23 protein-coding genes and 1 tRNA gene are annotated in these 25,770 nt (G+C 62.6%); 15 read left to right on the forward strand and 9 right to left on the reverse strand.

Annotated elements, in window-relative coordinates; all coding sequences use genetic code 11:
- Positions 1 to 181: 181 nt before the first annotated feature.
- The 5 genes from J3A98_RS05490 (at position 182) to J3A98_RS05510 (ending at position 3,553) form a co-directional block, all read left to right on the forward strand.
- Entirely contained in the window at positions 182 to 1,390 is a 1,209-nt protein-coding gene (locus J3A98_RS05490; protein WP_176684421.1) for an ammonium transporter, read from the forward strand.
- 73 nt (positions 1,391 to 1,463) lie between these two features.
- Entirely contained in the window at positions 1,464 to 1,703 is a 240-nt protein-coding gene (locus tag J3A98_RS05495; RefSeq protein ID WP_176684420.1) for a glutaredoxin family protein, read from the forward strand.
- A gap of 108 nt (positions 1,704 to 1,811) precedes the next feature.
- A complete protein-coding gene (locus J3A98_RS05500) occupies positions 1,812 to 2,243 on the forward strand; it encodes a D-Ala-D-Ala carboxypeptidase family metallohydrolase (RefSeq protein WP_176684419.1) in 432 nt (143 codons plus the stop codon).
- Between the two features lie 65 nt (positions 2,244 to 2,308).
- Positions 2,309 to 2,617 carry a transcriptional regulator gene (locus J3A98_RS05505; protein WP_103443928.1) on the forward strand — a complete coding sequence of 103 codons (309 nt, stop codon included), beginning with the start codon at positions 2,309 to 2,311 and terminating at the stop codon, positions 2,615 to 2,617.
- Between the two features lie 51 nt (positions 2,618 to 2,668).
- Positions 2,669 to 3,553, forward strand: a complete 885-nt coding sequence (locus J3A98_RS05510) for a pseudouridine synthase (protein WP_176684418.1) — start codon at positions 2,669 to 2,671, stop codon at positions 3,551 to 3,553.
- A 1,256-nt stretch (positions 3,554 to 4,809) separates the two neighbouring features.
- Here J3A98_RS05510 and J3A98_RS05515 read toward each other — a convergent pair.
- Entirely contained in the window at positions 4,810 to 6,375 is a 1,566-nt protein-coding gene (locus J3A98_RS05515; protein WP_176684417.1) for a PAS domain-containing methyl-accepting chemotaxis protein, read from the reverse strand.
- Positions 6,376 to 6,624: 249 nt separating this feature from the next.
- Positions 6,625 to 9,366, reverse strand: coding sequence for an aconitate hydratase AcnA (gene acnA / locus J3A98_RS05520; protein ID WP_209964598.1), 2,742 nt, complete (start codon positions 9,364 to 9,366; stop codon positions 6,625 to 6,627).
- Between the two features lie 224 nt (positions 9,367 to 9,590).
- Between acnA and rlmM the strand changes: the two genes are divergently transcribed.
- The 4 genes from rlmM (at position 9,591) to pdxB (ending at position 12,978) form a co-directional block, all read left to right on the forward strand.
- A complete protein-coding gene (rlmM, locus tag J3A98_RS05525) occupies positions 9,591 to 10,655 on the forward strand; it encodes a 23S rRNA (cytidine(2498)-2'-O)-methyltransferase RlmM (RefSeq protein WP_209964600.1) in 1,065 nt (354 codons plus the stop codon).
- A 658-nt stretch (positions 10,656 to 11,313) separates the two neighbouring features.
- A complete protein-coding gene (locus J3A98_RS05530; protein ID WP_209964602.1) occupies positions 11,314 to 11,511 on the forward strand; it encodes a hypothetical protein in 198 nt (65 codons plus the stop codon).
- 21 nt (positions 11,512 to 11,532) lie between these two features.
- Entirely contained in the window at positions 11,533 to 11,775 is a 243-nt protein-coding gene (gene tusA / locus J3A98_RS05535; RefSeq protein ID WP_209964605.1) for a sulfurtransferase TusA, read from the forward strand.
- A 60-nt stretch (positions 11,776 to 11,835) separates the two neighbouring features.
- Complete coding sequence (gene pdxB, locus J3A98_RS05540; RefSeq protein ID WP_209964607.1) at positions 11,836 to 12,978, forward strand: 4-phosphoerythronate dehydrogenase PdxB; 1,143 nt, start codon at positions 11,836 to 11,838, stop codon at positions 12,976 to 12,978.
- 114 nt (positions 12,979 to 13,092) lie between these two features.
- Here pdxB and J3A98_RS05545 read toward each other — a convergent pair whose 3' ends face one another.
- The gene (locus J3A98_RS05545; RefSeq protein WP_209964610.1) at positions 13,093 to 13,266 is read right to left on the reverse strand and encodes a PA1571 family protein; all 174 of its coding nucleotides are present in this window, start codon (positions 13,264 to 13,266) and stop codon (positions 13,093 to 13,095) included.
- 212 nt (positions 13,267 to 13,478) lie between these two features.
- Here J3A98_RS05545 and J3A98_RS05550 point away from each other — a divergent pair, with 212 nt between their 5' ends.
- From J3A98_RS05550 to J3A98_RS05560, 3 genes are all read left to right on the forward strand, one after another.
- On the forward strand, positions 13,479 to 15,242 hold the full coding sequence (locus J3A98_RS05550; protein ID WP_209964613.1) for an ABC transporter transmembrane domain-containing protein: 1,764 nt from the start codon (positions 13,479 to 13,481) through the stop codon (positions 15,240 to 15,242).
- A 171-nt stretch (positions 15,243 to 15,413) separates the two neighbouring features.
- Complete coding sequence (locus tag J3A98_RS05555; protein WP_209964615.1) at positions 15,414 to 17,030, forward strand: methyl-accepting chemotaxis protein; 1,617 nt, start codon at positions 15,414 to 15,416, stop codon at positions 17,028 to 17,030.
- Between the two features lie 181 nt (positions 17,031 to 17,211).
- A complete protein-coding gene (locus J3A98_RS05560; RefSeq protein WP_209964617.1) occupies positions 17,212 to 18,522 on the forward strand; it encodes an IS4 family transposase in 1,311 nt (436 codons plus the stop codon).
- Positions 18,523 to 18,583: 61 nt separating this feature from the next.
- Here the strand turns inward: J3A98_RS05560 and J3A98_RS05565 are convergent.
- A tRNA-Pro gene (locus tag J3A98_RS05565) sits at positions 18,584 to 18,660 on the reverse strand.
- An 80-nt stretch (positions 18,661 to 18,740) separates the two neighbouring features.
- Positions 18,741 to 18,962, reverse strand: coding sequence for a YgdI/YgdR family lipoprotein (locus J3A98_RS05570; protein ID WP_003248738.1), 222 nt, complete (start codon positions 18,960 to 18,962; stop codon positions 18,741 to 18,743).
- 187 nt (positions 18,963 to 19,149) lie between these two features.
- Here J3A98_RS05570 and moaB point away from each other — a divergent pair, with 187 nt between their 5' ends.
- Complete coding sequence (moaB, locus tag J3A98_RS05575) at positions 19,150 to 19,689, forward strand: molybdenum cofactor biosynthesis protein B (protein WP_014591793.1); 540 nt, start codon at positions 19,150 to 19,152, stop codon at positions 19,687 to 19,689.
- A gap of 22 nt (positions 19,690 to 19,711) precedes the next feature.
- Complete coding sequence (glp, locus tag J3A98_RS05580) at positions 19,712 to 20,899, forward strand: gephyrin-like molybdotransferase Glp (RefSeq protein WP_209969745.1); 1,188 nt, start codon at positions 19,712 to 19,714, stop codon at positions 20,897 to 20,899.
- Here glp and J3A98_RS05585 read toward each other — a convergent pair.
- Entirely contained in the window at positions 20,888 to 22,135 is a 1,248-nt protein-coding gene (locus J3A98_RS05585; protein ID WP_209964619.1) for a glycosyltransferase family 4 protein, read from the reverse strand. The genes glp and J3A98_RS05585 overlap by 12 nt on opposite strands.
- A 256-nt stretch (positions 22,136 to 22,391) precedes the next feature.
- On the opposite strand from J3A98_RS05585, the gene yegS reads away from it, so the two are divergent.
- Complete coding sequence (gene yegS, locus J3A98_RS05590; protein WP_209964621.1) at positions 22,392 to 23,279, forward strand: lipid kinase YegS; 888 nt, start codon at positions 22,392 to 22,394, stop codon at positions 23,277 to 23,279.
- Here yegS and J3A98_RS05595 read toward each other — a convergent pair.
- From J3A98_RS05595 to J3A98_RS05605, 3 genes are all read right to left on the reverse strand, one after another.
- A complete protein-coding gene (locus tag J3A98_RS05595) occupies positions 23,263 to 23,922 on the reverse strand; it encodes a response regulator transcription factor (RefSeq protein ID WP_176684839.1) in 660 nt (219 codons plus the stop codon). The two genes, yegS and J3A98_RS05595, sit on opposite strands and share 17 nt — an antisense overlap.
- Positions 23,912 to 24,808, reverse strand: a complete 897-nt coding sequence (locus tag J3A98_RS05600; protein WP_209964623.1) for a sensor histidine kinase — start codon at positions 24,806 to 24,808, stop codon at positions 23,912 to 23,914. The genes J3A98_RS05595 and J3A98_RS05600 overlap by 11 nt, the downstream gene beginning before the upstream one ends.
- 366 nt (positions 24,809 to 25,174) lie before the next feature.
- Entirely contained in the window at positions 25,175 to 25,684 is a 510-nt protein-coding gene (locus tag J3A98_RS05605) for a histidine kinase (protein ID WP_209964625.1), read from the reverse strand.
- Between the last annotated feature and the right edge of the window lie 86 nt (positions 25,685 to 25,770).

Genomic DNA, 25,770 nt, shown 5'->3' on the forward strand with positions numbered 1-25,770 from the left:
ATTCAGGGCGCCCACGCAGCGGATACCGATAAACCTTAACCCAATCCACGACAAACCCAAGAAAAAACCACGCAGGCTTCACCCCGCTCACCTGAACAGGGTAGGGGCTGGCACCGTTTCGGTGCAGGGATGCAGGTTCTTGAACTGTCCTGGTGCCTTTTTCAGCAGGTCTGCCTATTTCATGGAAAACATGCACAGCGCTATGGACTCTCTGGTCCACGGTTCCAATACCCTGTTCATTCTCATGGGCGCCATTCTGGTGCTGGCCATGCATGCCGGCTTTGCGTTTCTTGAAGTGGGCACGGTGCGCCACAAGAACCAGGTCAACGCCTTGTCGAAGATCCTCAGCGACTTTGCCATCTCGGCGCTGGTTTACTTCTTTATAGGCTACTGGATCGCCTATGGGGTCAACTTCTTCCAGCCGGCGACGACGCTGGCTGTCGACCATGGCTATGCGCTGGTCAAGTGCTTCTTCCTGCTGACCTTTGCGGCGGCGATTCCGGCGATCATTTCCGGGGGCATCGCCGAGCGGGCGCGATTCGTGCCGCAGTTGTGCGCCACGGCGTTGATCGTGGCGTTCGTCTATCCGTTCTTCGAGGGTGTGGTGTGGAACGGCAACCTGGGCGTGCAGGCTTGGCTGCAGGCTCGCTTCGGCGCACCGTTCCATGACTTTGCCGGGTCCGTGGTGGTACACGCCATGGGGGGCTGGCTGGCGCTGGCGGCGGTGCTGCTGCTGGGAGCGCGCCGTGGGCGTTACCGCGATGGCCGCTTGGTGGCGTTCGCGCCGTCGAGCATTCCCTTTCTGGCGCTGGGCTCGTGGATCCTCATCATCGGCTGGTTCGGGTTCAACGTCATGAGTGCTCAGACCTTGCAGGGCGTCAGCGGCCTGGTGGCGATCAACTCGCTGATGGCCATGGTGGGTGGGACCCTGTCAGCGTTGCTGGCCGGGCGCAACGACCCGGGCTTCCTGCATAACGGCCCGCTGGCCGGGCTGGTAGCGATCTGCGCAGGTTCCGATCTGATGCACCCGGTTGGAGCGCTGGTCACCGGCCTGGTGGCGGGGGCTCTGTTTGTCTGGACCTTCACCGCAGCGCAAAATCGCTGGAAAATCGACGATGTCCTGGGTGTGTGGCCGTTGCATGGCCTGTGTGGCGTGTGGGGGGGCATCGCCTGTGGTGTGTTCGGCCAGGTGGCGTTGGGCGGCATGGGCGGTGTCAGCCTGGTCAGCCAGCTGCTGGGCAGCCTGATGGGTGTGCTGGTGGCCTTGGCTGGTGGCTTTGCCGTGTACGGAGCAATTCGTGCGCTGCATGGCCTTCGCTTGAGCCATGAGCAGGAGTTCCAGGGCGCGGACCTGTCGCTGCACCGAATCGGTGCTACCAGCCAGGATTGAGCCAGGTCAGGTGCAGGGTGGGCGTAGCGGGCCTAGAATAGGCTTCTGTGTACGCCAACCCGGGACCTGCCCCATGCTGCCTGAATGTCAACTGTTCGGTACCCTCGGCTGCCACCTGTGCGAAGTGGCCGAGGCCGTGTTGATGCCTCTCGTCGATCATGGCCTGCTGGTAGAGCTGGTCGACATCGCCGAGAACGAGCTTTTGTTCGAGCGTTATGGCCTGATCATTCCGGTGCTGAGGCGCTGTGACAACGGCGCCGAGCTGCACTGGCCGTTCGATACCGAACAAGTGGTGGCCTTTCTTGGGCAATGATGGCTGCAGAGGAGTTGCAACCCTGCTCCATGATCTGTGAAGCGAGCTGATGATCGGGTGGAGGCGCACCGTCGCCGGTAACCTTCTCCATCATCGGAATAGCTCGCCATGTTGATCACTCCACATTTCACCTTCGATGAAATGACCGTCTCCCAGCTCGCTGCCCGGGACGGGTTCGATAATGCACCGCCCCTCGAAGCCAGGGCCAACCTGCAGTTGCTGTGCTGTGCGCTGGAACAGGTACGTGCATTGTTCGACGCGCCCATCATCATCAGCAGCGGGTATCGCAGTGAAAGGGTCAATCAGTTGATCGGTGGCGCCTCCGGCAGCCAGCACGTGCAAGGGCTGGCGGCGGACTTCACGGTGATCGAGGTCAGCCCGCGCGAGACCGCCCGGCGCATCAGCGAAAGTGCGGTGCCCTTCGATCAGTTGATCCTGGAATTCGACAAATGGGTGCATCTGTCGGTGACGCGCGGCACGCCGCGCAGGCAGGTGCTGACCCTGCGCAAAGGCAGCGGCTACCTGGCGGGTCTGCAATGAAGCGCATTGACGGCAGCAAGGGGATGTTCGTATGCTGTATATAAATACAGTATCGAGGTAAAGCCATGCTCAATGTCGAGCAACTCAAGTACAGCGTCAACCGCATGCCCGTGGAGCGGGTGGCTGACGCCGTTCTGGAACTGCGCCTCGAAGGCCTGGTGACCGGCGACTGCACGCCGTTCGGCAAAGTCCACTTCAACACCTGCTTCGCCGAGATCGAGGCCTTGTTCCAGCGGGCCGGTTACCACCGAGGACTGGATGTGGTGGGCTATCAGGGGTTGCTCTATGCACTCTACGACCCTGGGCGCTGGGAGCCGGTGCAGGTGCTGCGCTGGCTGAAGGAACGCTGCGAGGCGATGGCCCGGGCTGGTTGAGGGGGCGGGCTTGGGCGATAATGCGCGGCCATGAACGTCTCGAGCCCAGCCATGATCACGCCTTTCGACCCTGCCCGCCAGCAAGCCAGTACGGTGTGCCTGCCACCTGGTAACTGGGTGACGGTGCTCGATTGTTTGTGTGACCATTTCAAGGCCATCGACCGCGCCCAGTGGCTTGACCGTTTTGCCCGTGGCCGAGTGCTGGATGCCGCGGGGCAGGCAGTTGCCGCTGACCTGCCTTACAAGCGTGGCATGCGTTTGCATTACTTTCGCGAGGTGCCGAACGAACGGCCGATCCCGGTGCAGGAGGTGGTGCTGCATGTGGACGAGCACCTGGTGGTGGCCGATAAACCGCATTTCCTGCCGGTGACACCGACCGGTGAATACGTCGAGCAGACCTTGTTGCGCCGCCTGATCCGTCGCCTGGACAACCCGCACCTGGTGCCATTGCACCGCATCGACCGGCACACCGCGGGGCTTGTGCTGTTCTCCGCCAACCCGCACAGCCGCAGCGCCTACCAGCGGCTGTTCCCCGAGCGGCGTATCGACAAGCGTTATCAGGCCATTGCCGCTGCCATGCCGCAGCATGCCTTTCCGCTGGTGCACAAAAGCCGCCTGGTGCATGGCGAGCCATTTTTCCGCATGCATGAGGTGGAGGGTGAGGCCAACAGTGAAACCCTGGCCGAGGTGCTGGAGAAGAACGGTGAACGATGGCGCTATGGGCTGTCGCCAGTGACCGGCAAGACCCATCAGTTGCGTGTGCACATGGCAGCCTTGGGGGCAGGGATCAGCAATGACCCGTTCTATCCGCAATTGCTCAACGAAGAGGATGACTACCAGCGGCCGCTGAAACTGTTGGCGCAGAGCCTGCGTTTCGAGGACCCGCTGAGTGGCGAAGAGCGCTACTTCGAGAGCCGCTTGCGGTTGGACTGGTAACACAGCAAGCGGGCTTGCCTGCGAAAGGGCCCGACCTGCGGGCCAATCTCCACCCGCCGTTCACCGTTGCCGGCGCTACCGTATTCGCGGGTAAACCCGCTCCTACATACGTACGGTGGTTCGGCACAGCCGTTGTAGGAGCGGGTTCACCCGCGAATGGGCCGGGCCTGCGGGCCAATCTCCACCCGCCGTTCACCGTTGCCGGCGCTACCGTATTCGCGGGTAAACCCGCTCCTACATACGTACGGTGGTTCGGCACAGCCGTTGTAGGAGCGGGTTCACCCGCGAATGGGCCGGGCCTGCTGGCCAATCTCCACCCGCCGTTCACCGTTGCCGGCGCTACCGTATTCGCGGGTAAACCCGCTCCTACATACGTACGGTGGTTCGGCACAGCCGTTGTAGGAGCGGGTTCACCCGCGAATGGGCCGGGCCTGCTGGCCAATCTCCACCCGCCGTTCACCGTTGCCGGCGCTACCGTATTCGCGGGTAAACCCGCTCCTACATGCGTACGGTGGTTCGGCACAGCCGTTGTAGGAGCGGGTTCACCCGCGAATGGGCCGGGCCTGCGGGCCAATCTCCACCCGCCGTTCACCGTTGCCGGCGCTACCGTATTCGCGGGTAAACCCGCTCCTACATACGTACGGTGGTTCGGCACAGCCGTTGTAGGAGCGGGTTCACCCGCGAATGGGCCGGGCCTGCGGGCCAATCTCCACCCGCCGTTCACCGTTGCCGGCGCTACCGTATTCGCGGGTAAACCCGCTCCTACATACGTACGGTGGTTCGGCACAGCCGTTGTAGGAGCGGGTTCACCCGCGAATGGGCCGGGCCTGCGGGCCAATCTCCACCCGCCGTTCACCGTTGCCGGCGCTACCGTATTCGCGGGTAAACCCGCTCCTACATACGTACGGTGGTTCGGCACAGCCGTTGTAGGAGCGGGTTCACCCGCGAATGGGCCGGGCCTGCGGGCCAATCTCCACCCGCCGTTCACCGTTGCCGGCGCTACCGTATTCGCGGGTAAACCCGCTCCTACATGCGTACGGTGGTTCGGCACAGCCGTTGTAGGAGCGGGTTCACCCGCGAATGGGCCGGGCCTGCTGGCCAATCTCCACCCGCCGTTCACCGTTGCCGGCGCTACCGTGTTCGCGGGTAAACCCGCTCCTACATTCGCATCGGTGGTTCGGCACAGCCGTTGTAGGAGCGGGTTTACCCGCGAACACCGGCAGAGCCGGTGTCACCCCCAGCGGAAGTCTCGAGCTTCAGCGGTTGAAGCGCTCCACCAGCGAATACTGGCTGCCCGCCGTGCTGGTCAGTTCCTCGCTCAGCAGTGCCGAGTGCTGCGCCTGTTCGGCGGTCTGGTCGGCCAGTTCGGCAATGGTGCTGATGTTGCGGCTGATCTCGTCAGCCACAGCGGTCTGCTCCTCGGTTGCAGCTGCAATCTGCGTGGCCATGTCGGTGATATTGGCCACCGCTTCGCTGATGCCTACCAGCGCCTCGTCGGCCTGCATAACCCGATCAACACCTTCCTGTGCCTGGCGGTGGCCGGTTTCCATGGTCAGCACTGCGTTGCTGGCGGTCTGTTGCAGCTTGGCGATCAAACCGTGAATCTGCCCGGTGGATTCGGCGGTGCGCTGGGCCAACTGACGCACTTCATCAGCCACCACGGCAAAACCACGGCCCATTTCACCGGCGCGCGCCGCTTCAATGGCTGCGTTCAGCGCCAGCAGGTTGGTCTGGTCGGCGATGCCCTTGATCACGTCGACCACGCCTCCAATCTCGTCGCTGTCTTTGGCCAGTTGCGTAACCGTCTGGCCGGTCTCGCCCACAGCCGCCGACAGACGTTCGATGGCCTCGCGGGTTTCTCCGGCAATCTGCCGGCCCTGGCTGGTCAGGCGGTTGGCTTCCTGGGTAGCATCGGCGGTGCGCTGCACATGGTTGGCCACTTCCTGAGTGGTGGCAGCCATCTGGTTTACCGCAGCGGCGACTTGCTCGGTCTCCACCCGCTGGCGCTCCAGCCCCGAAGAGCTCTTGTGCGCCAAGGCATCGGACTGGCGTGCCTGGTCGCTCAGGTGTTCGGCACTGTCTTGTAGGCGCGTCAGGCAGGTTTTCATGCGTGCGTCCTGGCTGAGCATCGCCATTTCCAGGCGCGCCTGCACGCCACGGCTGTCGGTGTACATCTGCGCGATCAGTGGGTCGGAAGTGGTTTGCTCGGCCAGTCGCAGCAGGCGCTTGAGGCCGCGTTGCTGCCAGCTCAGACCAAGCAGGCCCAGTGGTACCGAAAGCCCTGCGGCCAAGGCAAAGCCCCAGGAATGACCCAGCCAGTTGCCGATCAGGAAGCCCATCTGGCTGATCAGGATGAACGGTAGCCAGTCCTGCAGCACCGGCAGCCACTTGTCGCGGCGCGGTACCGGCGGCTTGCCCTGGTTGATGCGCTGGTACAGGGCCTCGGCGCGGCGGATCTGCTCGGCGGTGGGCTTGACCCGCACCGACTCGAAGCCGACGACCTGGTTGTTATCGAAGATGGGGGTAACATAGGCGTTGACCCAGTAATGGTCACCGGACTTGCAGCGGTTCTTGACGATACCCATCCACGGCTGGCCCTGCTTGAGGGTTTGCCACATATGGGCAAACACGGCAGGCGGTACGTCGGGGTGGCGCACCAGGTTGTGCGGTGCGCCAGTCAGCTCCTCGCGGGTGAAACCACTGATTTCGATAAAGGCATCGTTGCAGTAGGTGACCACACCCTTGGCGTTGGTGGTGGAGATCAACCGCTGCTGGGCAGGGAAAGTCCGTTCTCTCTGGGTAATCGGCTGGTTGTTACGCATGGGTGATAGTCCGCAGGGCTTTCGACAGGTATCGGCAAGCCGCTGGTTTTATTGAATGGATATTTGGTTCATTGATTGCCATCAATGACGGGTGAGTCAGATGATGACCGAATGGGTGGCCAAGGGCCAGCCCTGTCGCGCGGGACTAGGACGCTTGCGGTGTGGGGCATCGGCGCCCATGTAACCAAGCGCCGCCCGCGCGGCGCTCGGTTTAGAGAACGGCACAAATCTTGTGCCAGGCTATCCGTCTCAGTCAGCGATCATCTGGCGCAACACATAATGCAGAATTCCCCCCGCCTTGAAGTACTCCACCTCGTTCAGGGTATCAATCCGGCATAGCACCTCGATCTGTTCCTGCTGGCCATCCTCGCGGGTAATGCGCAAGGGCAGGCTCATGCCGGGGCGGATATGTGCGCCGTCCAGCCCCAGTACGTCGATCTGCTCCTTGCCGGTCAGCCCCAGCTGTTTGCGGTTGTGCCCGGCCTTGAATTGCAGCGGCAACACGCCCATGCCTACCAGGTTGGAGCGGTGAATACGCTCGAAGCTTTCTGCCAGCACGGCCTTGACCCCCAGCAGGTTGGTGCCCTTGGCTGCCCAGTCGCGGCTCGAGCCGGTGCCGTACTCCTGGCCGGCAATCACCAGCAGCGGGGTGCCTTCCTGCTGGTAACGCATGGCTGCGTCGTAGATCGACAGCTTCTCGCCAGTGGGCACATGCAAGGTGTTGCCGCCTTCTTCACCTGGCAGCATTTCGTTGCGGATACGGATGTTGGCGAAGGTGCCGCGCATCATCACTTCATGGTTGCCACGACGCGAACCGTAGGAGTTGAAATCGCGTGGCTCCACACCCTGTTCTCGCAGGTAGCGCCCGGCCGGGCTGTCGGTCTTGATGTTGCCGGCGGGGGAAATGTGGTCAGTGGTCACGGAGTCGCCCAACAGTGCCAGCACCCGTGCGCCGTGAATATTGGCAATTTGTGGCGGCGGCCCGCCGATGCCGTCGAAGAACGGTGGGTGCTGGATGTAGGTGGAGTCAGCCTGCCACACGTAAGTGGCGGCCTGTGGCACCTCGATGGCCTGCCATTGCGCATCACCGGCAAACACTTCGGCGTATTCCTTGTGGAACATCGCCGTATCGACCTTGGCCACGGCCTCGGCAATTTCCTGCTGGCTCGGCCAGATATCCCGCAGGTAGACCGGTTGGCCGTCCTTGCCTGACCCCAGCGGGTCGCGCGTCAGATCCAGGCGCACGCTGCCGGCCAGGGCGTAGGCCACCACCAGCGGGGGCGAGGCCAGCCAGTTGGTCTTGACCAGTGGGTGCACGCGGCCCTCGAAGTTGCGGTTGCCCGATAGCACCGAGGCCACGGTGAGGTCGGCGCTGCCAATGGCTTTTTCGATCGCCTCGTCCAGCGGGCCGGAGTTGCCGATGCAGGTGGTGCAGCCATAGCCGACCAGATCAAAACCGAGTTGGTCGAGGTAGGGCGTGAGCCCGGCTGCCTTGAAGTAGTCGGTGACGACTTTGGAGCCCGGCGCCAGCGAACTCTTGACCCAAGGTTTGCGTTGCAGGCCCTTTTCCAGTGCTTTTTTCGCCACCAGCCCGGCAGCCATCATCACGCTGGGGTTGGACGTGTTGGTACATGAGGTGATCGCAGCAATCACCACGGCCCCATCGCGCAGGGTGTGGGTCTGGCCCTGATGGCTGTAGTCGATTGCGCCGGTCTGGTCGGCGTTGCCCACCGCCACACCGCCGCCGCCCTCGCTTTCCAGGCGGCCAACTTCTTTGGCCAGCGGTTTGGGCTGCAGCTCGATGAAGTGGTCGAAGGCTTGGCTGACCTGGCCCAGTGCTACGCGGTCCTGCGGCCGTTTGGGCCCGGCCAGGCTGGCTTCGACCTCGTCCATGTCCAGTGCCAGCGTGTCGCTGAATGACGGCTCATGGCCGGGCAGGCGCCACATGCCCTGCGCCTTGCAGTACTGCTCCACCAGCTGCACGGTCGCTTCGGGGCGGCCCGAAAGGCGCAGATAGTCCAGGGTGACCTGGTCGACCGGGAAGAAACCACAGGTGGCGCCGTATTCCGGTGCCATGTTGGCGATGGTCGCGCGGTCGGCCAGGGGCAGCTCGGCCAGGCCGTCACCATAGAATTCAACGAACTTGCCCACCACGCCTTTCTTGCGCAGCATTTGCGTCACGGTCAGCACCAGGTCAGTGGCAGTGATGCCCTCCCGCAGCTTGCCGGTCAGCTTGAAGCCGATCACTTCGGGGATCAGCATCGATACCGGCTGGCCGAGCATGGCCGCTTCCGCTTCGATGCCGCCGACACCCCAGCCGAGTACGCCCAGGCCGTTGATCATGGTGGTGTGCGAGTCTGTGCCTACCAAGGTATCGGGGAAGGCATAGGTGCGGCCATCAGCCTCACGGGTCCACACCGTGCGGCCCAGGTATTCCAGGTTGACCTGGTGGCAAATGCCAGTGCCCGGGGGTACCACGCGGAAATTGTCGAAGGCGCTCTGGCCCCAACGCAGAAAGGCATAGCGCTCACCATTGCGCTGCATTTCGATGTCGACGTTTTCGGCGAAGGCGTGCGGCGTGCCGTAGCGGTCGACCATTACCGAGTGGTCGATCACCAGGTCGACCGGTGACAGCGGGTTGATCCGTTGCGGGTCGCCGCCAGCCTTGGCCATGGCGGCGCGCATGGCCGCCAGGTCGACCACGGCGGGTACGCCGGTGAAGTCCTGCATCAGTACCCGCGCCGGGCGGTACTGGATCTCGCGGTCGGAGCGCCGTTCGCCCAGCCAGTGGGCAATGGCGCGCAAGTCGTCGCCGGTGACGGTCGCACCATCCTCCCAGCGCAGCAGATTTTCCAGCAGCACTTTCAGCGACATGGGCAGACGCTGCAGGTCACCCAGCTGGCGGGCGGCCTCGGTGAGGCTGAAGTAATGGTAGGTCTGGTCGCCGACCTTGAGGGGCTTGAGGGTGTTCAGGCTATCGAGCGAGGGCATTGCCAACTCCTTCTGCACCGGTGCCCGGCAAATATTCACGGTTTGCCGGCAGCACCGCTCTATATCGGTCCGCACGGCACGGACCTGGCTGAATGGTCAGGTTAGACCGGTTTACGCTACCTGACCCTTTTCTGGACCGGCGGGGCGTGTCGCAGGTTCCGAACTTCCTTTATCATCGCCGCCCTGCCGGCGCCTGTGGTGCGCCAGCCGTAGTGGAGTGAGAGATGAATACCCTGTTCATGCATTGCCGGCCCGGTTTCGAGGGCGAGGTTTGCGCCGAGATCAGCGAACATGCCGCCCGCCTGGGCATTGCCGGCTATGCCAAAGGCAAGCCGCAAAGTGCCAGCGCCGAGTTTGTCTGTAGCGAGGAGGGCGGTGCCGAGCGCTTGATGGGGGAGCTGCGCTTCAACCAGCTGATTTTCCCGCGGCAGTGGGCACGTGGCGGTTATGTCGAACTGCCGGAAAGTGACCGCATCAGTGTGCTGCTGGCGCAGTTGGCCGACTTCCCGGTGTTCGGCAGCCTTTGGCTGGAGGTGCTGGACAGCAACGAAGGCAAGGAATTGTCTACCTTTTGCCGAAAGTTCGAAGTGCCGTTGCGCAAGGCCCTGGAGAAGGCCGGCCGCCTGGTCGACGACCCTGGCCGCCCACGTTTGCTACTGACCTTCATCAGTGGCCGGCGGGTATTTGTCGGCGTTGCGTCGGCCAGCAACAGCGCGTTGTGGCCCATGGGCATCCCGCGCCTGAAGTTCCCTCGCGAGGCACCTAGCCGTTCGACACTCAAGCTGGAAGAAGCCTGGCACCAATTCATTCCGCGTGAGCAGTGGGAGCAGCGCCTGGGTGACGACATGACCGGTGTCGACCTGGGCGCTTCACCGGGTGGTTGGACCTACCAACTGGTGCGCCGCGGCATGCTGGTGACAGCCATCGATAACGGGCCGATGGCCGAAAGCCTCATGGACACCGGCCTGGTCCAGCACTTGATGGCCGATGGGTTTACCTGGCAGCCGAAGCAGCCGGTAGACTGGATGGTGTGCGATATCGTCGAGAAGCCGGCGCGTACCACCTCGCTGATCGAAACCTGGCTGGGTGAGGGGTTGTGCCGCGAGGCAGTGGTCAACCTGAAGTTGCCGATGAAGCAGCGTTATGCCGAAGTACGGCGCCTGCTCGACCGTATGGAGGCAACATTCAAGGCACGCAAGATCAGGGTGTCGATTGCCTGCAAGCAGCTGTACCACGACCGTGAAGAAGTAACCTGCCACCTGCGGCGGCTCGATTTGAAGCCACGCTGAGGCCAGCGCGTCGTTCTGTTTCTGTTTCTGTTTCTGTTTCTGTTTCTGCTTTTGCTTCTAAGCGCGCGATAGTTCAGGCGACGCAGATTGCGACTTCAGGAGGCCGAGTGCAGGGCTTGCGAAGGGAGGTGACGGGCATGGATGCCCGTCAAGCGCTGGGCCCCAGGATGGGGCCTGCAGCGCGGTCCTCCCGGGAGCAAGCCCGGAGCGAGGGGACCCCGGAGCGCAGCGCAGGGGCCGGATGATGGGAGCCGACGGTTTTTGGTTCCTTTTTGCCACGACAAAAAGGGACCCGCCGTAAGGGCGGAAAGGTGACTATGCGCCACCTTCGCGAATGAATACCTACTTGATGTGGATGCTCACATCCAAGAAGCAAGAAGCAAGAAGCAAGAAGCAAGAAGCAAGAAGCAAGAAGCAAAGAGCGAACTCGTCTGTTTTGACTCGGCGAACCGTCCATTTGCGATGGCGACGCTGACTCACCTTTTCGCCCTTACGGCGAGTCACTTTTTGTCAAACGCGACAAAAAGTAACCAAAAAACGCTGCGCTCCCATCATCCGGCCCCTGCGCTGCGCTCCGGGGTCCCCTCACTCCGGCCTTGCTCCCGGCAGGACCGCGCCGAAGGCCCCATCCTGGGGCCTCAGCGCTTGACGGGCATCCATGCCCGTCACCTCCCTCCGCAAGGCCTGCGTTCGGCCTCCTGAAGTCGCGAAGATCAAGATCAAGATCAAGATCAAGATCAAGATCAAGATCAAGATCAAGATCAAGATCAAGATCAAGATCAAGATCAAGATCAAGATCAAGAGCGCTGGGTTTGAAAGCCGTGCTTGGACCGCGTCGCGCTATGCGCGACAATAGCGATCATTTTCGGAGCCCCCCATGACCGATTTCACTCCCGACGCCATCCTCGATGCCACCGGCCTGAACTGCCCAGAACCCGTGATGATGCTGCACCAGCACGTACGCAACCTGGCCGCCGGTGGCCTGCTCAAGGTCATCGCCACCGACCCGTCGACCCGCCGCGACATCCCCAAGTTCTGCAACTTCCTCGGCCACGAGCTGCTGCTGCAGCAAGAGGACGCCGGCACTTTCCTGTACTGGATCCGCAAGAAAGCCGACTGAATCGCTCTGGAACACGCCCGGCGTTGCGCCTACACTGCGCTCCCCAGACAGGAGAGCGCCATGCTGATAGTTGCCGACGAGAACATCCCGCTGCTCGATGCCTTCTTCCAGGGTTTCGGTGAAATTCGCCGCTACCCCGGCCGAAGCCTCGATGCTGCCAGCGTCAAGGACGCCGATATCCTGCTGGTGCGCTCCGTGACCAAGGTCGACCGTCAGCTGCTCGAAGGCAGCCGTGTACGCTTTGTAGGCACTTGCACCATCGGCACTGATCACCTGGACCTGGATTACTTTGCAGAAGCCGGCATCCGCTGGAGCAGCGCACCTGGCTGCAATGCCCGCGGCGTGGTCGATTACGTGCTGGGCAGCCTGCTGACCCTGGCCGAGCTGGATGGCGTGGCATTGCCTGAGCGCGTGTATGGCGTTGTGGGCGCGGGTGAAGTGGGTGGCCGTCTGGTGCGGGTGCTGCACGGCCTGGGCTGGAAGGTGCTGGTGTGCGACCCGTTGCGTCAGGCGGCCGAGGGCGGCGATTACGTCAGCCTCGAAACCATCCTGCAGCAGTGCGATGTGATCAGCTTGCATACCCCATTGCAACGCGGCGGCGAGTACCCGACCTGGCACCTGCTGGGGCAGGCGCAGCTGGCACAGTTGCGCCCAGGTGCCTGGCTGGTAAACGCCAGCCGTGGCCCGGTGGTGGACAACGTCGCCCTGCGCGAGCTGCTGCTGGACCGCGAAGACGTGCACGCAGTGCTGGATGTGTGGGAAGGGGAGCCGCAGGTGGACCTGCAGTTGGCCGACCTGTGCACACTGGCTACGCCGCACATTGCCGGCTATAGCCTCGATGGCCGCCAGCGTGGTACGGCGCAGATCTACCAGGCGCTGTGCCGCTTCCTGGCTGTGGACGAGCAGGTGCGACTGGCCGAGCTGCTCCCCAGGCCGCCGCTGGCGCAGATCGATCTGGATGCCAGCACCGACCTGTCCTGGGCCTTGGCCACCCTGTGTCGCGCCGTGTATGACCCGCGCCGCGATGATGCCGATTTCCGCCGTAGCCTGAGCGATGATCCGCAGCAGCAGCGAGCGGCGTTCGACCAGTTGCGCAAGCAATACCCGCCACGGCGCGAGATCGAGGGGCTGGCCGTGCGCTTGCACGGGGAGGCGCCGCAGTTGGCGCAGTTGGTCAGTGCCCTGGGTGGGGTGTTGGTCTAAGCAAACCTTGTCGTGACCTTGCAGGTATCTACGGTTACCCGTGGGGGTGGCCAAGCCCACTGGCTGGGCAGATAAAAACCCGGCGCAAGCGCCGGGTTGCAAAAAAATCGCCGATCAACCTTTGCGTACGCGCTCGACACGGCTTTCTTCCAGGGCATTGCAGGCCTGCTGGATCATCTGCTCGGTGATCGGCACTTCGCGCCCCTTGGCATCGATGATCGAACCGCATACTTGCGGTTGCGGGGAGGTCTGGGGCTTCTGGTTATCATTGCCATGCTGCAAGCTCATGCACTGTCTCCTCTTCAGGTTCAAGCTCAGGGTAGCCCTGCGCCGTGACTGGCCTGTGACAGCTTCTGGGTCACGGCAGCAACAGTCCAGCAGAAACCCTGTGAAAGCTCCATAATCTGGTTAGATCGATGCGTTATAGCAACCTGCATGCAGTCTCCCGACCGGGATGAGTGGTAGGCTGCGGCTTCCCCACCCTTTGTGGTTGTGTTGTCATGCCTGAATCGGTTTCCCCACGCCAACGCCGTGCCTTGCGCCTGGCTTGGCAGTTCGTTCGCCCTTATCGCCGGCAGGTGCTGCTGGCATTGCTGGCGCTGGTAGTCACCGCTGCCATCACCCTGTCGATGGGCCAAGGAATCCGCTTGCTGGTGGATCAAGGCTTCATGACCCGCTCCGCGCATCAGCTCAATCAGACTATCGGGCTGTTCCTGCTGCTGGTGCTGGCGCTGGCAGTGGGTACCTTCAGCCGTTTCTACCTGGTGTCGTGGATTGGCGAGCGCTGTGTGGCCGATATCCGTCGTGCCGTCTTCGACCACCTGATCGGCCTGCACCCAGGTTTTTTCGAAGACAACCGCAGCTCCGAGATCCAGTCGCGGCTGACAGCGGACACCACCTTGCTGCAATCAGTGATCGGTTCATCGCTGTCGATGTTCTTGCGCAACGCGCTGATGGTCATTGGCGGTGTGGCATTGCTGTTCATCACCAACCCCAAGCTCACCAGCATCGTGGTGGTAACGTTGCCGCTGGTGCTGGCACCGATCCTGTTGTTCGGCCGTCGGGTGCGCAGCCTGTCGCGGCAGAGCCAGGACAGGGTCGCCGATGTGGGCAGCTACGTGGCTGAGACGCTGGGGCAGATCAAGACCGTGCAGGCCTACAACCACCAGGCGCACGACCGCGAACTGTTCGCCGATACGGTCGAAGCAGCGTTTACTGTTGCCCGCAAGCGGATTACCCAGCGTGCCTGGCTGATTACCCTGGTGATCGTGCTGGTGTTGGGGGCGGTGGGGGTGATGCTGTGGGTCGGCGGCATGGATGTGATCGCCGGGCGTATATCCGCAGGTGAGTTGGCTGCATTCGTGTTCTACAGCCTGATCGTCGGCAGCGCTTTCGGTACCCTCAGTGAGGTGATCGGCGAGCTGCAGCGGGCCGCGGGTGCCGCCGAGCGCATTGCCGAACTGTTGGCCGCGCGAAGTGCCATCCTGCCGCCCGTCGTGGCGCAGGTGCTGCCACAGCAGCGGGCGAGTGGGCGTATCGAACTGCAGCAGGTGGTGTTCGCTTACCCTTCACGGCCCACGGTGGCGGCTGTCGACGGCCTGAGCCTGACCATCGAGCCCGGCCAGACCGTCGCCCTGGTAGGCCCTTCCGGGGCAGGCAAGTCGACCCTGTTCGATTTGTTGCTACGCTTTTACGACCCCCAGCAAGGCCGCATCCTGCTTGATGGCCAGCCAGTTACCGAGCTTGATCCCGACCAGCTGCGCCGGCAGTTCGCCTTGGTAGCACAAAACCCCTCGCTGTTCCGTGGCACGGTGGAGGCCAACATTCGGTATGGCCGGCCCGAGGCGACCTTGGCTGAAGTCGAAGCAGCAGCCCGCGGCGCCCATGCCGACGAATTCATCCGGCAACTGCCCCAAGGCTACCAGACACAACTGGGGGAAGGTGGCATAGGCCTTTCCGGCGGGCAGCGTCAGCGCTTGGCGATCGCCCGGGCTTTGCTGGTCGATGCGCCGATCCTGTTGCTGGACGAAGCCACCAGTGCCCTCGATGCCCAAAGCGAATACTTGATCCAGCAAGCGCTGCCCAGCCTGATGGCCGGCCGTACCACGCTGGTGATCGCCCATCGCCTGGCCACGGTGCAGCATGCCGAGCGCATCGCGGTCATCGACCAGGGCCGGCTGGTGGCGGTGGGCACCCACCGTCAGTTGATCGAGGACAGCCCGCTGTATGCGCGGCTGGCAGCGCTGCAGTTCACCACGGGCTAGCGTGTCGTGGCTTTGTAACATTTCTGTAGTAATTGCCTGAGAAGATTTGCCTCAACTGTTGCGTAAGTGCTCGACCTGGCTGCCATTGCGTGATGGCAGCTTTTTTTTGGCCTGCCAGTAATGAGGCTGTACAGCGGCCTCAGCCTACTCCCTCTGGTTCCGAGACCCTCGATGTTGCGTAAATCCCTCAGAGTGCAAATTCTCTCGCTGCTCGGCGGCAGTGTGCTGGCGATGCTGCTGATCGCCTTGGTGTGTTTCCAGTTCCTGTCGTCCAGCGTGCGTGGCTACGCCGAGCTGGTCGACGGGCCACTGCGGGCCTCGCAATTGATTGACGAAGCCAACCTGCAGTTCAAGATCCAGGTGCAGGAATGGAAGAACGTGCTGTTGCGCGGGCGCCAGCCTGCGGAGATGGACAAGTACTGGCAGCAGTTCCAGGCCCGCGAACAGCAAGTACAACAACTGCTCGGGCAATTGATCGACAATAGCGATGCCAGGCTCAAGGCGTCGCTGCAGGAATTGCGCGACAGTCACCGCCAGTTGGGCCAGGCCTATGCGCAAGGCCGCCAGGCCTTCCTTGCGGCAGGCGGCGACCCGGTAGCGGGCGACCGGGCGGTCAAAGGCGTGGATCGTGCTGCCAGTGAGCAGATGAGCGAACTGGTGGAGCAACTGCGCGCCGATGCCCACCAGCGTGCAGCCAGCATCAATGCCAGTGCCGAGCGCACCGTATGGTTGGGCCTGCTGGTGATGCTGGCTTCTGCGGTGCTGGTGGGGCTGCTCAGCCTGTGGCTGGTCAACCGTAGCCTGATCGAGCCGATCCGCCAGTTGATCGAGTACGTCGCGCAGCTCAGTCAGGGCCGCTTTGCTGCCCGGGTCGACAGCCGTCGGGAGGATGAGTTGGGGCGCCTGGCGCGGGCAGCCAACACCCTGCGAGACTTCCTTGCCGACACAGTCGGCCGGCTGCAGGACAACGCTCAGGAGCTGGAAGGCGCCAGCGGCCAGTTGCGCAATATTGCCGGTGACATGGCCCGCGGTACCCATGACCAGTTCCAGCGTACTGACCAGGTGGCCACGGCCATGCATGAAATGTCCGCCACTGCCCAAGAGGTCGCTCGCCACGCCGCCGAGGCTGCCCGTGCGGCCGATGACGCCGACCACAGCGCCCAGGCGGGCGAGCAGGTGATGCAGCAGACCATCGACATCATCGGGTTGGTCAACCGCGAAATCGCCGGCACGGCGACGGTAATTCGCGATCTGGAGCATGACAGCACACGTATAGGCAAAGTGCTGGAAGTGATCCGCGGCATTGCTGAACAGACCAACCTGCTGGCGCTTAACGCGGCCATCGAAGCGGCCCGTGCTGGCGAAGCCGGGCGTGGTTTTGCGGTGGTCGCCGATGAAGTGCGTAGCCTGGCCCAACGCACGGCAGCGTCGATTGCAGAGATCCACCAGATCATCGAAGCGGTACAGTCGGGGGCTGTGGAGGCGGTCAAGGCCATCGAAAGCGGCCAGCAACGTAGCCAGGAAGGGGCTGAGCAGGTCGAGCAGGCCGGGCAGATGTTGCAACGTATCACTCAGGCCGTGGAGGCGATTCGTGACATGAACCGGCAAATCGCCACAGCGGCCGAGGAGCAGACCAGCGTGGCCGAAGATATTTCGCGCAACCTGATCGAAATTACCCGCATTGCCACAGCCAACCAGGAAGCGGTCCAGCATACCGAGCAGGCGGGGCAGCGCCTGCATGGTTTGTCAGGGCAGTTGGGTGAAGTCACCTCCCGCCTGACCGCCTGACCGCCTGACTCGGCCTGCAGTGGATGCAGGTGCCCACGGCGGCTTAAGTTGCGCACAGAGGTATTTTTAACACAACAAAAAGCCCGCACATGGCGTAATGCCAGTCAGTTAAGACTGACGCATTGACCTTTAGCCCATAGGCCGCAAAATCCGATGCTTGGAAACGAGCATCGGATTTTTTATGCGCCTGTCAAAAGCCCTGTCCCTCACTCATGAAATGGCATCGCGGCCACATGCCCTCGAAGGGCTTGGAGCGTTGCTTGATCCAGACATTGTGAAACAGGCCTTCGAAACGGCAGGCGTCTCGACTATACGCAAGCGCCGGCTGCCGTTGGAAAGCCTGGTCTGGTGCATCATCGGCATGGCGTTGTTCCGCCGGATGTCGGTCTGGGATGTCGTGAATCACATGGACATCATGCTGCCGGGCAAGCGACCCCTGGTGGCGCCCAGCGCTGTTGTTCAGGGACGGCAACGACTGGGTAGCGAAGCTGTTCGCGAGGTGTTCTCGCTCACCCAGCAACGATGGCATGCAGAAGTTCAACACCCGCAATGGTTGGGGTTAACGCTTTTGGGCGTGGATGGCGTGGTCTGGAATACCCCCGACACCACAGAAAACCGGGCGTGCTACGGCGGCGCGACCAACCAGCATGGCGATGGCAGCTACCCTCAAGTCCGAATGGTCTGCCAGATGGAACTGACTAGCCATCTGCTGATAAGCAGTACTTTCGAGAGCTATCACAGTAGCGAAATGAAGCTGGCCGAACAGCTGAGTGCTACCACGCCTGATCACTCGCTGACCCTGTTCGATAAAGGTTTCTACTCGTTGGGTTTGCTGCATCACTGGCAATCACAAGGCGAGCAGCGTCATTGGCTTATTCCTTTGAAGAAGGGTACCCAGTACGAGGTCGAGCACAAGCTTGGGCGCAATGATGCCGTGGTCGTTCTGCGCACCTCGCCGCAAGCCCGTAAGCAATGGCCCGGCCTGCCGCTGGAGATTCGAGCGCGGCTGTTAAGCAAGACGATCAAAGGCAAGGTGGTGAATGTACTGACCTCAATGGTCGATCCGCTGCGTTTCCCAGGTGATGAGATCGTCGACCTTTACAGTCAGCGCTGGGAAATCGAACTGGGATACCGAGAGATCAAGCAAGGGCTTTTAGGCGGTGAATATACGCTGAGAAGCAAGACGCCGGAGATGATTGCACAAGAGCTATGGGGCGTACTGCTGGGCTACAACCTGTTGCGTTATCAGATGGTGCAGATGTCTCGACAGTGCCCCGGTGTGTACCCATGCGAGATGAGTTTTACTGCCTGTAGCTGGGCAATACTGGGCTTGCTGCATGGCACATCCTTGAACCACCCCGGGAATTTGCCGGGATTTTTGTCGGATCTGCAGGCTTCGGCGGCACAATATGTTTTGCCACATCGACGGCCTGACCGATGGTTTCCGCGAACGGTGAAGCAACGTCCAGCGAAGTACCCCACCCGAAAATGAAAAATGCCAGTCAGCTTAACTGACTGGCATTACGCACATGGCGGGCTTTTTGACAAGGATTTGGTCGGAGAGACAGGATTCGAACCTGCGGCCTTCTCGTCCCGAACGAGACGCGCTACCTGGCTGCGCTACACTCCGATGACCAAAATCCTACTGCATCCCGTTTTTGCCCGCAAGCCCTTGTTGTTTAAAGGGCCATGGCCTGAACGGGGCCGTGATCAGAGCTCTTTGACGGTGCGGATCTGGTCCTTGTTCAGGCGTGTGCGCTTGCCGTCGAGTTGCTCGAATTCATAGAAGCCCGAGTCTTCGTCGTAGGAAGGTTTGTCGGTTGCCTGGATCTCCCGGCCATCGTTCAGGGTAATGACGGTTGGGGTCGAGCAGCCAGCGAGGGCGCCCAAACCCAAGGCGAGCAGGAAGGCGGGTAGGGTCCGTTTGATCATCGTGTTTCTCCAAGTGCGATGGTGCTAGATGACATTTATGACGCAGGACGTTAGTGCAAGTTCACTCCAAGTGCAGCATAGCGACTAATTCGTCCCCTTGACCCAGGGCAAGGCTGATGGGGGCAACGCCGGAAAAGGTGCGCTGTGATATAACTGCGTCCATCTCATCCTGTTGTGACGGACACCCATGAAAGCCAAGGCAGATACCCCCTTCGTGGCGCTGAGCATCGCCGTGCTCACGGTCAGCGACACCCGTACCTTCGACACCGACACCTCTGGCCAGATGTTCGTCGACCGCCTGAGCGCCGCCGGTCATCGCCTTGCCGAGCGTGTGCTGCTCAAGGATGACCTGTACAAGATCCGAGCCCAGGTCGCCACGTGGATCGCCGATGACAACGTGCAAGTGGTGCTGATTACGGGCGGCACCGGGTTTACCGGTCGCGACAGCACCCCCGAGGCGGTGGCCTGCCTGCTGGACAAGCAAGTGGACGGTTTTGGCGAGCTGTTCCGGCAGATTTCAGTGGCCGACATTGGCACCTCCACCGTGCAGTCGCGTGCCTTGGCCGGGCTGGCCAACGGCACGCTGGTGTGCTGCCTGCCGGGCTCGACCAACGCTGTGCGCACCGGTTGGGATGGCATCCTGGCCGAGCAGCTTGATGCCCGTCACCGCCCATGCAACTTCGTGGCGCACCTGAAGCAGGCAGCGGCCTGTGACAGCCGTGGCTGAGGTCAGCCAGGCCCGGCCGCTGATGCCGGTGGAGCAGGCGCTGGAGCAATTGCTGGCATTGGCCGAGGCTGCGCCGATCCGCGAGATCGAAAACCTGCCGCTGGCCGAAGCCGAAGGCCGCGTGCTGGCCACCGACCTGGTGGCCTCGCTCGACCTGCCGCCTTGGCCGAACAGCGCCATGGACGGTTATGCCTTGCGCCTGGCTGACTGGCAGGGCCAGCCGCTGCCGGTCAGCCAGCGTATTTTCGCCGGCCATGCGCCCCAGCCGCTGCAACCGGGTACCTGCGCGCGGATCTTCACCGGTGCGCCTGTGCCGGAGGGGGCCGACTGCGTCGAGATGCAGGAAAACACCGAAGTACTCGACGATGGCCGGGTGCGCTTTCTCGAAGGGTTGCGGACCGAGCAGAACATACGCCCTCAAGGCCAGGAAACCCGCAACGGCGAGCAGGTGATGAGCGCCGGCACCCGCCTTGGGCCGATCGAACTGGGCTTGGCGGCGACCTTGGGGTATGGCCACCTGGACGTGGTACGCAAGGTGAAAGTGGCGGTGCTGTCCACCGGCGACGAACTGGTCGAGCCCGGCCTGCCGCTGGGGCCCGGGCAAATCTACAACAGCAACCGCAGGCTGCTGGTCAGCTGGTTGCAGCGGCTGGGTTGCGAAGTGGTCGATGCCGGCATCTTGCCGGATGACCTGGCGCGCACTCGCGCCTGCCTGGCTGAACTGGGTGGCGTAGACCTGATTCTGTCCACCGGAGGCGTCTCGGTGGGGGAAGCCGACTACCTCGGCGCTGCCCTGCGCGAGGCCGGCGAACTGGCGTTGTGGAAGCTGGCGATCAAACCGGGCAAGCCGCTGACCTTCGGCCACTTCCAGGGCGTGCCGGTGATCGGCTTGCCGGGCAATCCGGCCTCGACCTTGGTCACCTTCGGTCTGCTGACCAGGCCCTACCTGCTGCGTCGTCAGGGTGTAGTTGACGTCACGCCGCTACGTTTCGACGTGCCGGCTGGGTTTGACTGGCCCAAGCCTGGTACGCGCCGCGAATACCTGCGCGCGCGCATCGAGCAGGGTCGGGTGCGCATCTACAAGAACCAGAGCTCGGGTGTGCTGCGTAGCGCAGCCTGGGCCGAGGGGCTGGTGGAAGTGCGTGAAGGCAGCACGCCGAAACAGGGCGACAGCGTGCCATTCATCCCCTTCAGCGAGCTACTTGGCTGAGCGGCCCAGCCAGGCACTGGCCAGCGGCGCGGCTTCGGCCGGTGCCGCCTGGGTCAGGCGTATGTGCACATTCTCCAGTTGTTGGGCGGCCACGCTCCAGTCGTGGCGCTGGCGGGCAAACTGGCGCCCGGCAGCGCTCAATTGGCTCATGCGCCAAGGCTGGTTGAGCAGTTGGGTGATCAGCAGCGCCAGCAGATCACCGTCGTCACTGCCCAAGTAGTGCTCGCCGTTATTCACGCTCAGGCCTGAAACGCCCTTGTCGGTGGTGATCACGGGTAAGCCGGCGGCCATCGCTTCGAGGATTTTCACCTTCGAGCCACCGGCATAGCGCAGGGGGGCGAAGAACAGCGCTGAACATCGTTGCAGTTCACGCAGGTCGGGTCGGTAGCCGAACCATTCGATGCGTGGGTCGTTCCAGTGAAGTTTCCAGTTGGCCGGCATGGCATGCCCGGCAATAGCCAGACGCACCGCCGGGTTGCTCATCCACACCTTCGGCATGATGTCGTCCAGTGCCCACTCGATGGCCTCCAGATTGGCGCCATATTCGAAATTGCCGACGAACAACAGACGCTGGCTGTGCATCGCAGGTTGCACTTGCTGGTAGTAGTCACAATCCACGCCGTTGACCACCACATTCACCGGACGCCCGCTGATCTGCGCGATCAGCTCGGCATCGTGGGCGCAGACGGCCACCAGTTCGGTGGGTTGGCGCAGCACACGGTGTTCCCAGCGCCGGTAGCGCCAGCGGTCGAAGGCGTTGAGCGGGCGCAGCCACAGCGGCAGGCGGTCGTGGCAGGCACCGCCCATTACCGACTCCAGGTTGTGCTCGCTAAGCATGTAGGGCAGCCCGCGAGCCTGCAGGGCTTTTTCGAACGGCTGGAAGCTGTAACTGTGCTCGATCTGGATCACGTCCCAGGGTTCGTCCAGTAATTGCTCGAACCGGTGCCGCAGGCGAGGCGCCAGGCCATTGATGATTGCCCGCATGGGGTAGTCGATGATGGGTGAAGCGAGCAGGTTGAGTGGACTGTGCAGTGGTCTGCGGGGTAGCACGACAATGCGTTCGAGGAGTGGCTCCAGGGCCTCACGTGCTGCATCGCTGAGAGGGATTTTCGACTGCACCAGCAGGGTGATCCGGTGGCCGCGCTGCGCCAGTGCGCGCAGCAGATGGTATTGCCGGGTTTTGTGGCCGCTGGTGGTCGGCCAAGGCAGGTAGGGCAGTGTCCAGAGAATGCGCATGACCCGAAGTCCTCGCGAAAGGCTGCAGATAGCAAAACGCGCCCGTTGGCAGCAGTGGGGTAGCCACTGCCGGGCGCGTCCATGGCAATAGGGGTATCTGCTGAGCATAGCCGGGATTGCCACATGTGGAAAAAATGACCGGCAACGCGATCAGTCGCAGAAGCGCCGCTTGGCCAATGTTTTTTCCAGGGCATGCAACGATCCGGGCGGGCCAGTGGTCGAGATTTGGGTTGGTCCATTTTACGGAGATGCGCACATGCAAGGGCGCAAGGCAATGCTGGTGCTGCACGGCAAGCAGGCGATGAACGAAGAGGTGCGCAGCGCCGTGCGCGACCTGCGCGAGAGTGGCTGGGTGCTGGATGTACGGGTGACCTGGGAGGCGGGCGATGCGCAACGGCTGGTCGCCGAGGCACTGGCGGCGGGTTACAGCCATATCGTCGCCGGTGGCGGGGACGGCACATTACGTGATGTGGCCGAGGCCATGGGATTGGCTGCTACCAAAGCCAGCCTGACCTTGTTGCCATTGGGCACTGCCAACGATTTTGCCAAGGCCGCTGGCATTCCCCTGGAGCCGGCGTCGGCGCTGGCCTTGCTGAATGTCGCGCCACAACCCATAGACCTGGGGCAGGCTGGCGATCAGCTGTTCCTCAACATGGCCACGGGTGGCTTTGGCAGCCAGGTCACCGCCAATACCTCCGAAGACCTCAAGAAAGTGCTGGGCGCTGCCGCCTACCTGTTCACCGGATTGTCCCGCTTCAGTGAGCTTCAGGCCGCTTCGGTGGAGCTACTGGGGCCGGGCTTCCATTGGCAAGGGGATTTACTGGCGCTGGGTATCGGCAATGGCCGCCAGGCCGGGGGCGGGCAGGTGTTGTGCCCCGAAGCCCTGGTCAACGACGGCTTGCTTGAAGTCGCCATTCTGCCTGCGCCACAGGAGATGGTGGGAGCTCTGCGTGACCTGTTGGGCGGTGACGGCCTGTTCATTCGGGCCAGGCTGCCATGGGTCGAGATCAAGAGTTCGCAAGGGTTGGACATCAACCTCGATGGCGAGCCGTTGCAGGCCGCCAACCTGCGCTTTCAGGCGAGAGCGGCGGCGTTGCACCTGCACCTGCCAGCCGGGTCGCCGTTGCTCAGTCATCCAGGCTGATGATTTTTTCGCGTACGGCGAACAGCACCAGGCCGGCCACGTCGTGAATCTGCAGGCGCTTCATGATTTGCGATCGGTGAGTTTCCACGGTTTTGATCGACAGGCCCAGGCCCGCAGCGATTTCCCGAGTGGACTTGCCGCGTACGATCAGGCGCAGGATCTCAAGCTGCCGTGAAGTCAGATTATGCCGTTCGCCAGCGCTTTGCTTGCCCTGCTTGGTGTGCCGCAGCGCCTGGTTGATGACGGTGTGGGCGATGGCCGGGCTGAGGTAGCGCTCACCATGGCGTACTGCACCCAGGGCCTGTTCCAGCTCCGTGGCGCTGGTATCCTTGAGCAGGTAGCCGTGGGCGCCGCTTTCCAGGGCGCGCATGATCAGGTCCGGGTCGGTGTGCATGGACAGGATCAGCACTTTGCAGGTACTGCCGCTGGCCCGCAGTTGGGTGAGCGCGTCCAGGCCGCTGGTCGAACGCATGGAGATGTCCAGCAAGATGATGTCGGGCGTCAGTGTGCGTACCTGGTCGAGTAGCTGGTTGCCGTCGTCGGCTTCGCCGATCACGTCATAGCCGGGGATATCGCAGACCAGTGCGCGCACCCCGGCGCGGATCAGCGAGTGGTCATCTACCAGCAGTAGTCTACAGGTCATGGTTGGTAATACTCCTGGCGCGTTGCTGGGTGCGCGGGGACCACGGGAACATCGCTTCGATCTGCGTGCCTCGGCCAGGCTGACTGGTGATGTCGAGGCTGCCCTGCAGCGCGATTACCCGCTCCTGCATGCCGGCCAGGCCGCGCTGACCGGCCTCGGCCGGGTGCCGGGCAGGGGCGAAACCACGACCATCGTCGTGGATCGACAGCGCCAGCCCCTCAGGGGTGCGTTGCAGGCGGATGACCAGGTTGTGTGCCTGGGCGTGGCGCAACATGTTGGTCACCGCCTCCTGGGTAATACGGAACACTGCCATGGCCACGGCTTCGTCGATGCCGCCCAGACGCTGGTTGCACGCCAGGCTCCAGTGCACGCCGCTGCTGGCCAGGGTGCGTACCAGGTGCGCGCGCAGGCTGGCTTCCAGACCAAGGCTGGCCAACTGTCGGGGGTTGAGCAGCGCGGAAACATCGCGCACATTACCAAGGGTGTCATCCAGCGTGCTGCGCAGGGCGTCGCAGTGCCCCTGCAACTCGTCGGGCATTCGCCGCTGCAGCCACTGCAGTTGCAGCTTGGCAGCGGTGAGCAGTTGACCGATGTCGTCGTGCAGTTCCCGGCCCAGATGCTGACGCTCGTCTTCTTGCACCTTGAGCATGCGCTCGGCCAGCTCAGCCGGGCGCAGGTGGATTGACCTGGCGCCCAGGCCCAGTTGCACAGCAGCGCCCAGCGTGGCGACCAACTGAAGCACCATCAGGCTGGCCGGGATTGTCTGGTTGGCCAGGTACAGCGCCATGTTGGCAACCAGTGAGGCCACGCACAGCCCGACCGTTGCCCAGCGCAGCACGGCGGCGCGGGAGCAGCAATGCAAAGAAGTCTTCAAGCGTGGAAACATAGGTAGGGAGGCCACTGAAGTATTGCTGATGGAGGCCTTGCACAATGCTGCTCAGAGGCTTTGGCGCAGTACTTTCGTTGTTTTTTTGAACACGTATTCTTGCCACCTTTGTTCCGGTCGCAAGCGTTTGTGGGGGCGCATATTACCACTTTGCATTGCATCGGTCGCGGCCGGGTAACGCGTTGAAGCGCCTACTGGTCGGGCGCTTTCGGGTAGCAAAGTGCCACCCTTTAATCGCGCTGTACCCACTTGTGCTGTAACTAGTGCGGCAATGATTCAACGGCATGCACCGAAAGCCTGGTGAACTTTCCAAGTTCGACCATGGTCGGGTTTCAATAAAGTTGCTTAGTTGCACTTTGCGTCAGGTTAATGCGTGCGGTTAGAGGGGTTAGAGCGGGTGCCGGTTGCCGCGTCACTGTGCGGGTGAATGCAGGTGCTGCCTTCTTCATCGCAGGACGCACAGGCTGGCGCAAAGGGGGGGTGTACGACCTTGGCCAATTCACCCAGCAGCACCAGTTGCTCGCCGATGTCCAGGTTCAGCCGCCCTGTACGGCTATCGACCAGCTCCAACTGCCAGGCCAGCAAGGTCAGGCACGCCCCTATCGCGGGCAGGGCTTCACGCTGCAGGCAACCACCGTGACAGGCCGGGGCGAGCAACTGTTGCAGGGCGGTGGTGTAGTGGGCAACTTCACGCAGGCCCAGGCGCGTAGCTTGACGGGCGATAGTGTCGAGGGCGCTGCTCAGGCAACTGCAGGCATCCGGATCATTGTCTATCAGCTCCAGATGCTGCAGGCATTCCTGGGCCTGGGTCAGCAGTACCTGGGCATCCAGCAGGAAGCCCTGCAGGGCGTCATCGAACGATAAGGCAGTGTCCATCATCAAGTCCCCGCGCGTGGGGTAGGCGCAGGGGGCGGGCACGCCGAAACGATAGCTAGCAAAAGCCTGACTCCATTCATGCAATG

The organism is Pseudomonas sp. BP6 (genome assembly GCF_017875935.1).
In the GTDB taxonomy this organism is placed as follows: domain Bacteria; phylum Pseudomonadota; class Gammaproteobacteria; order Pseudomonadales; family Pseudomonadaceae; genus Aquipseudomonas; species Aquipseudomonas putida_Y.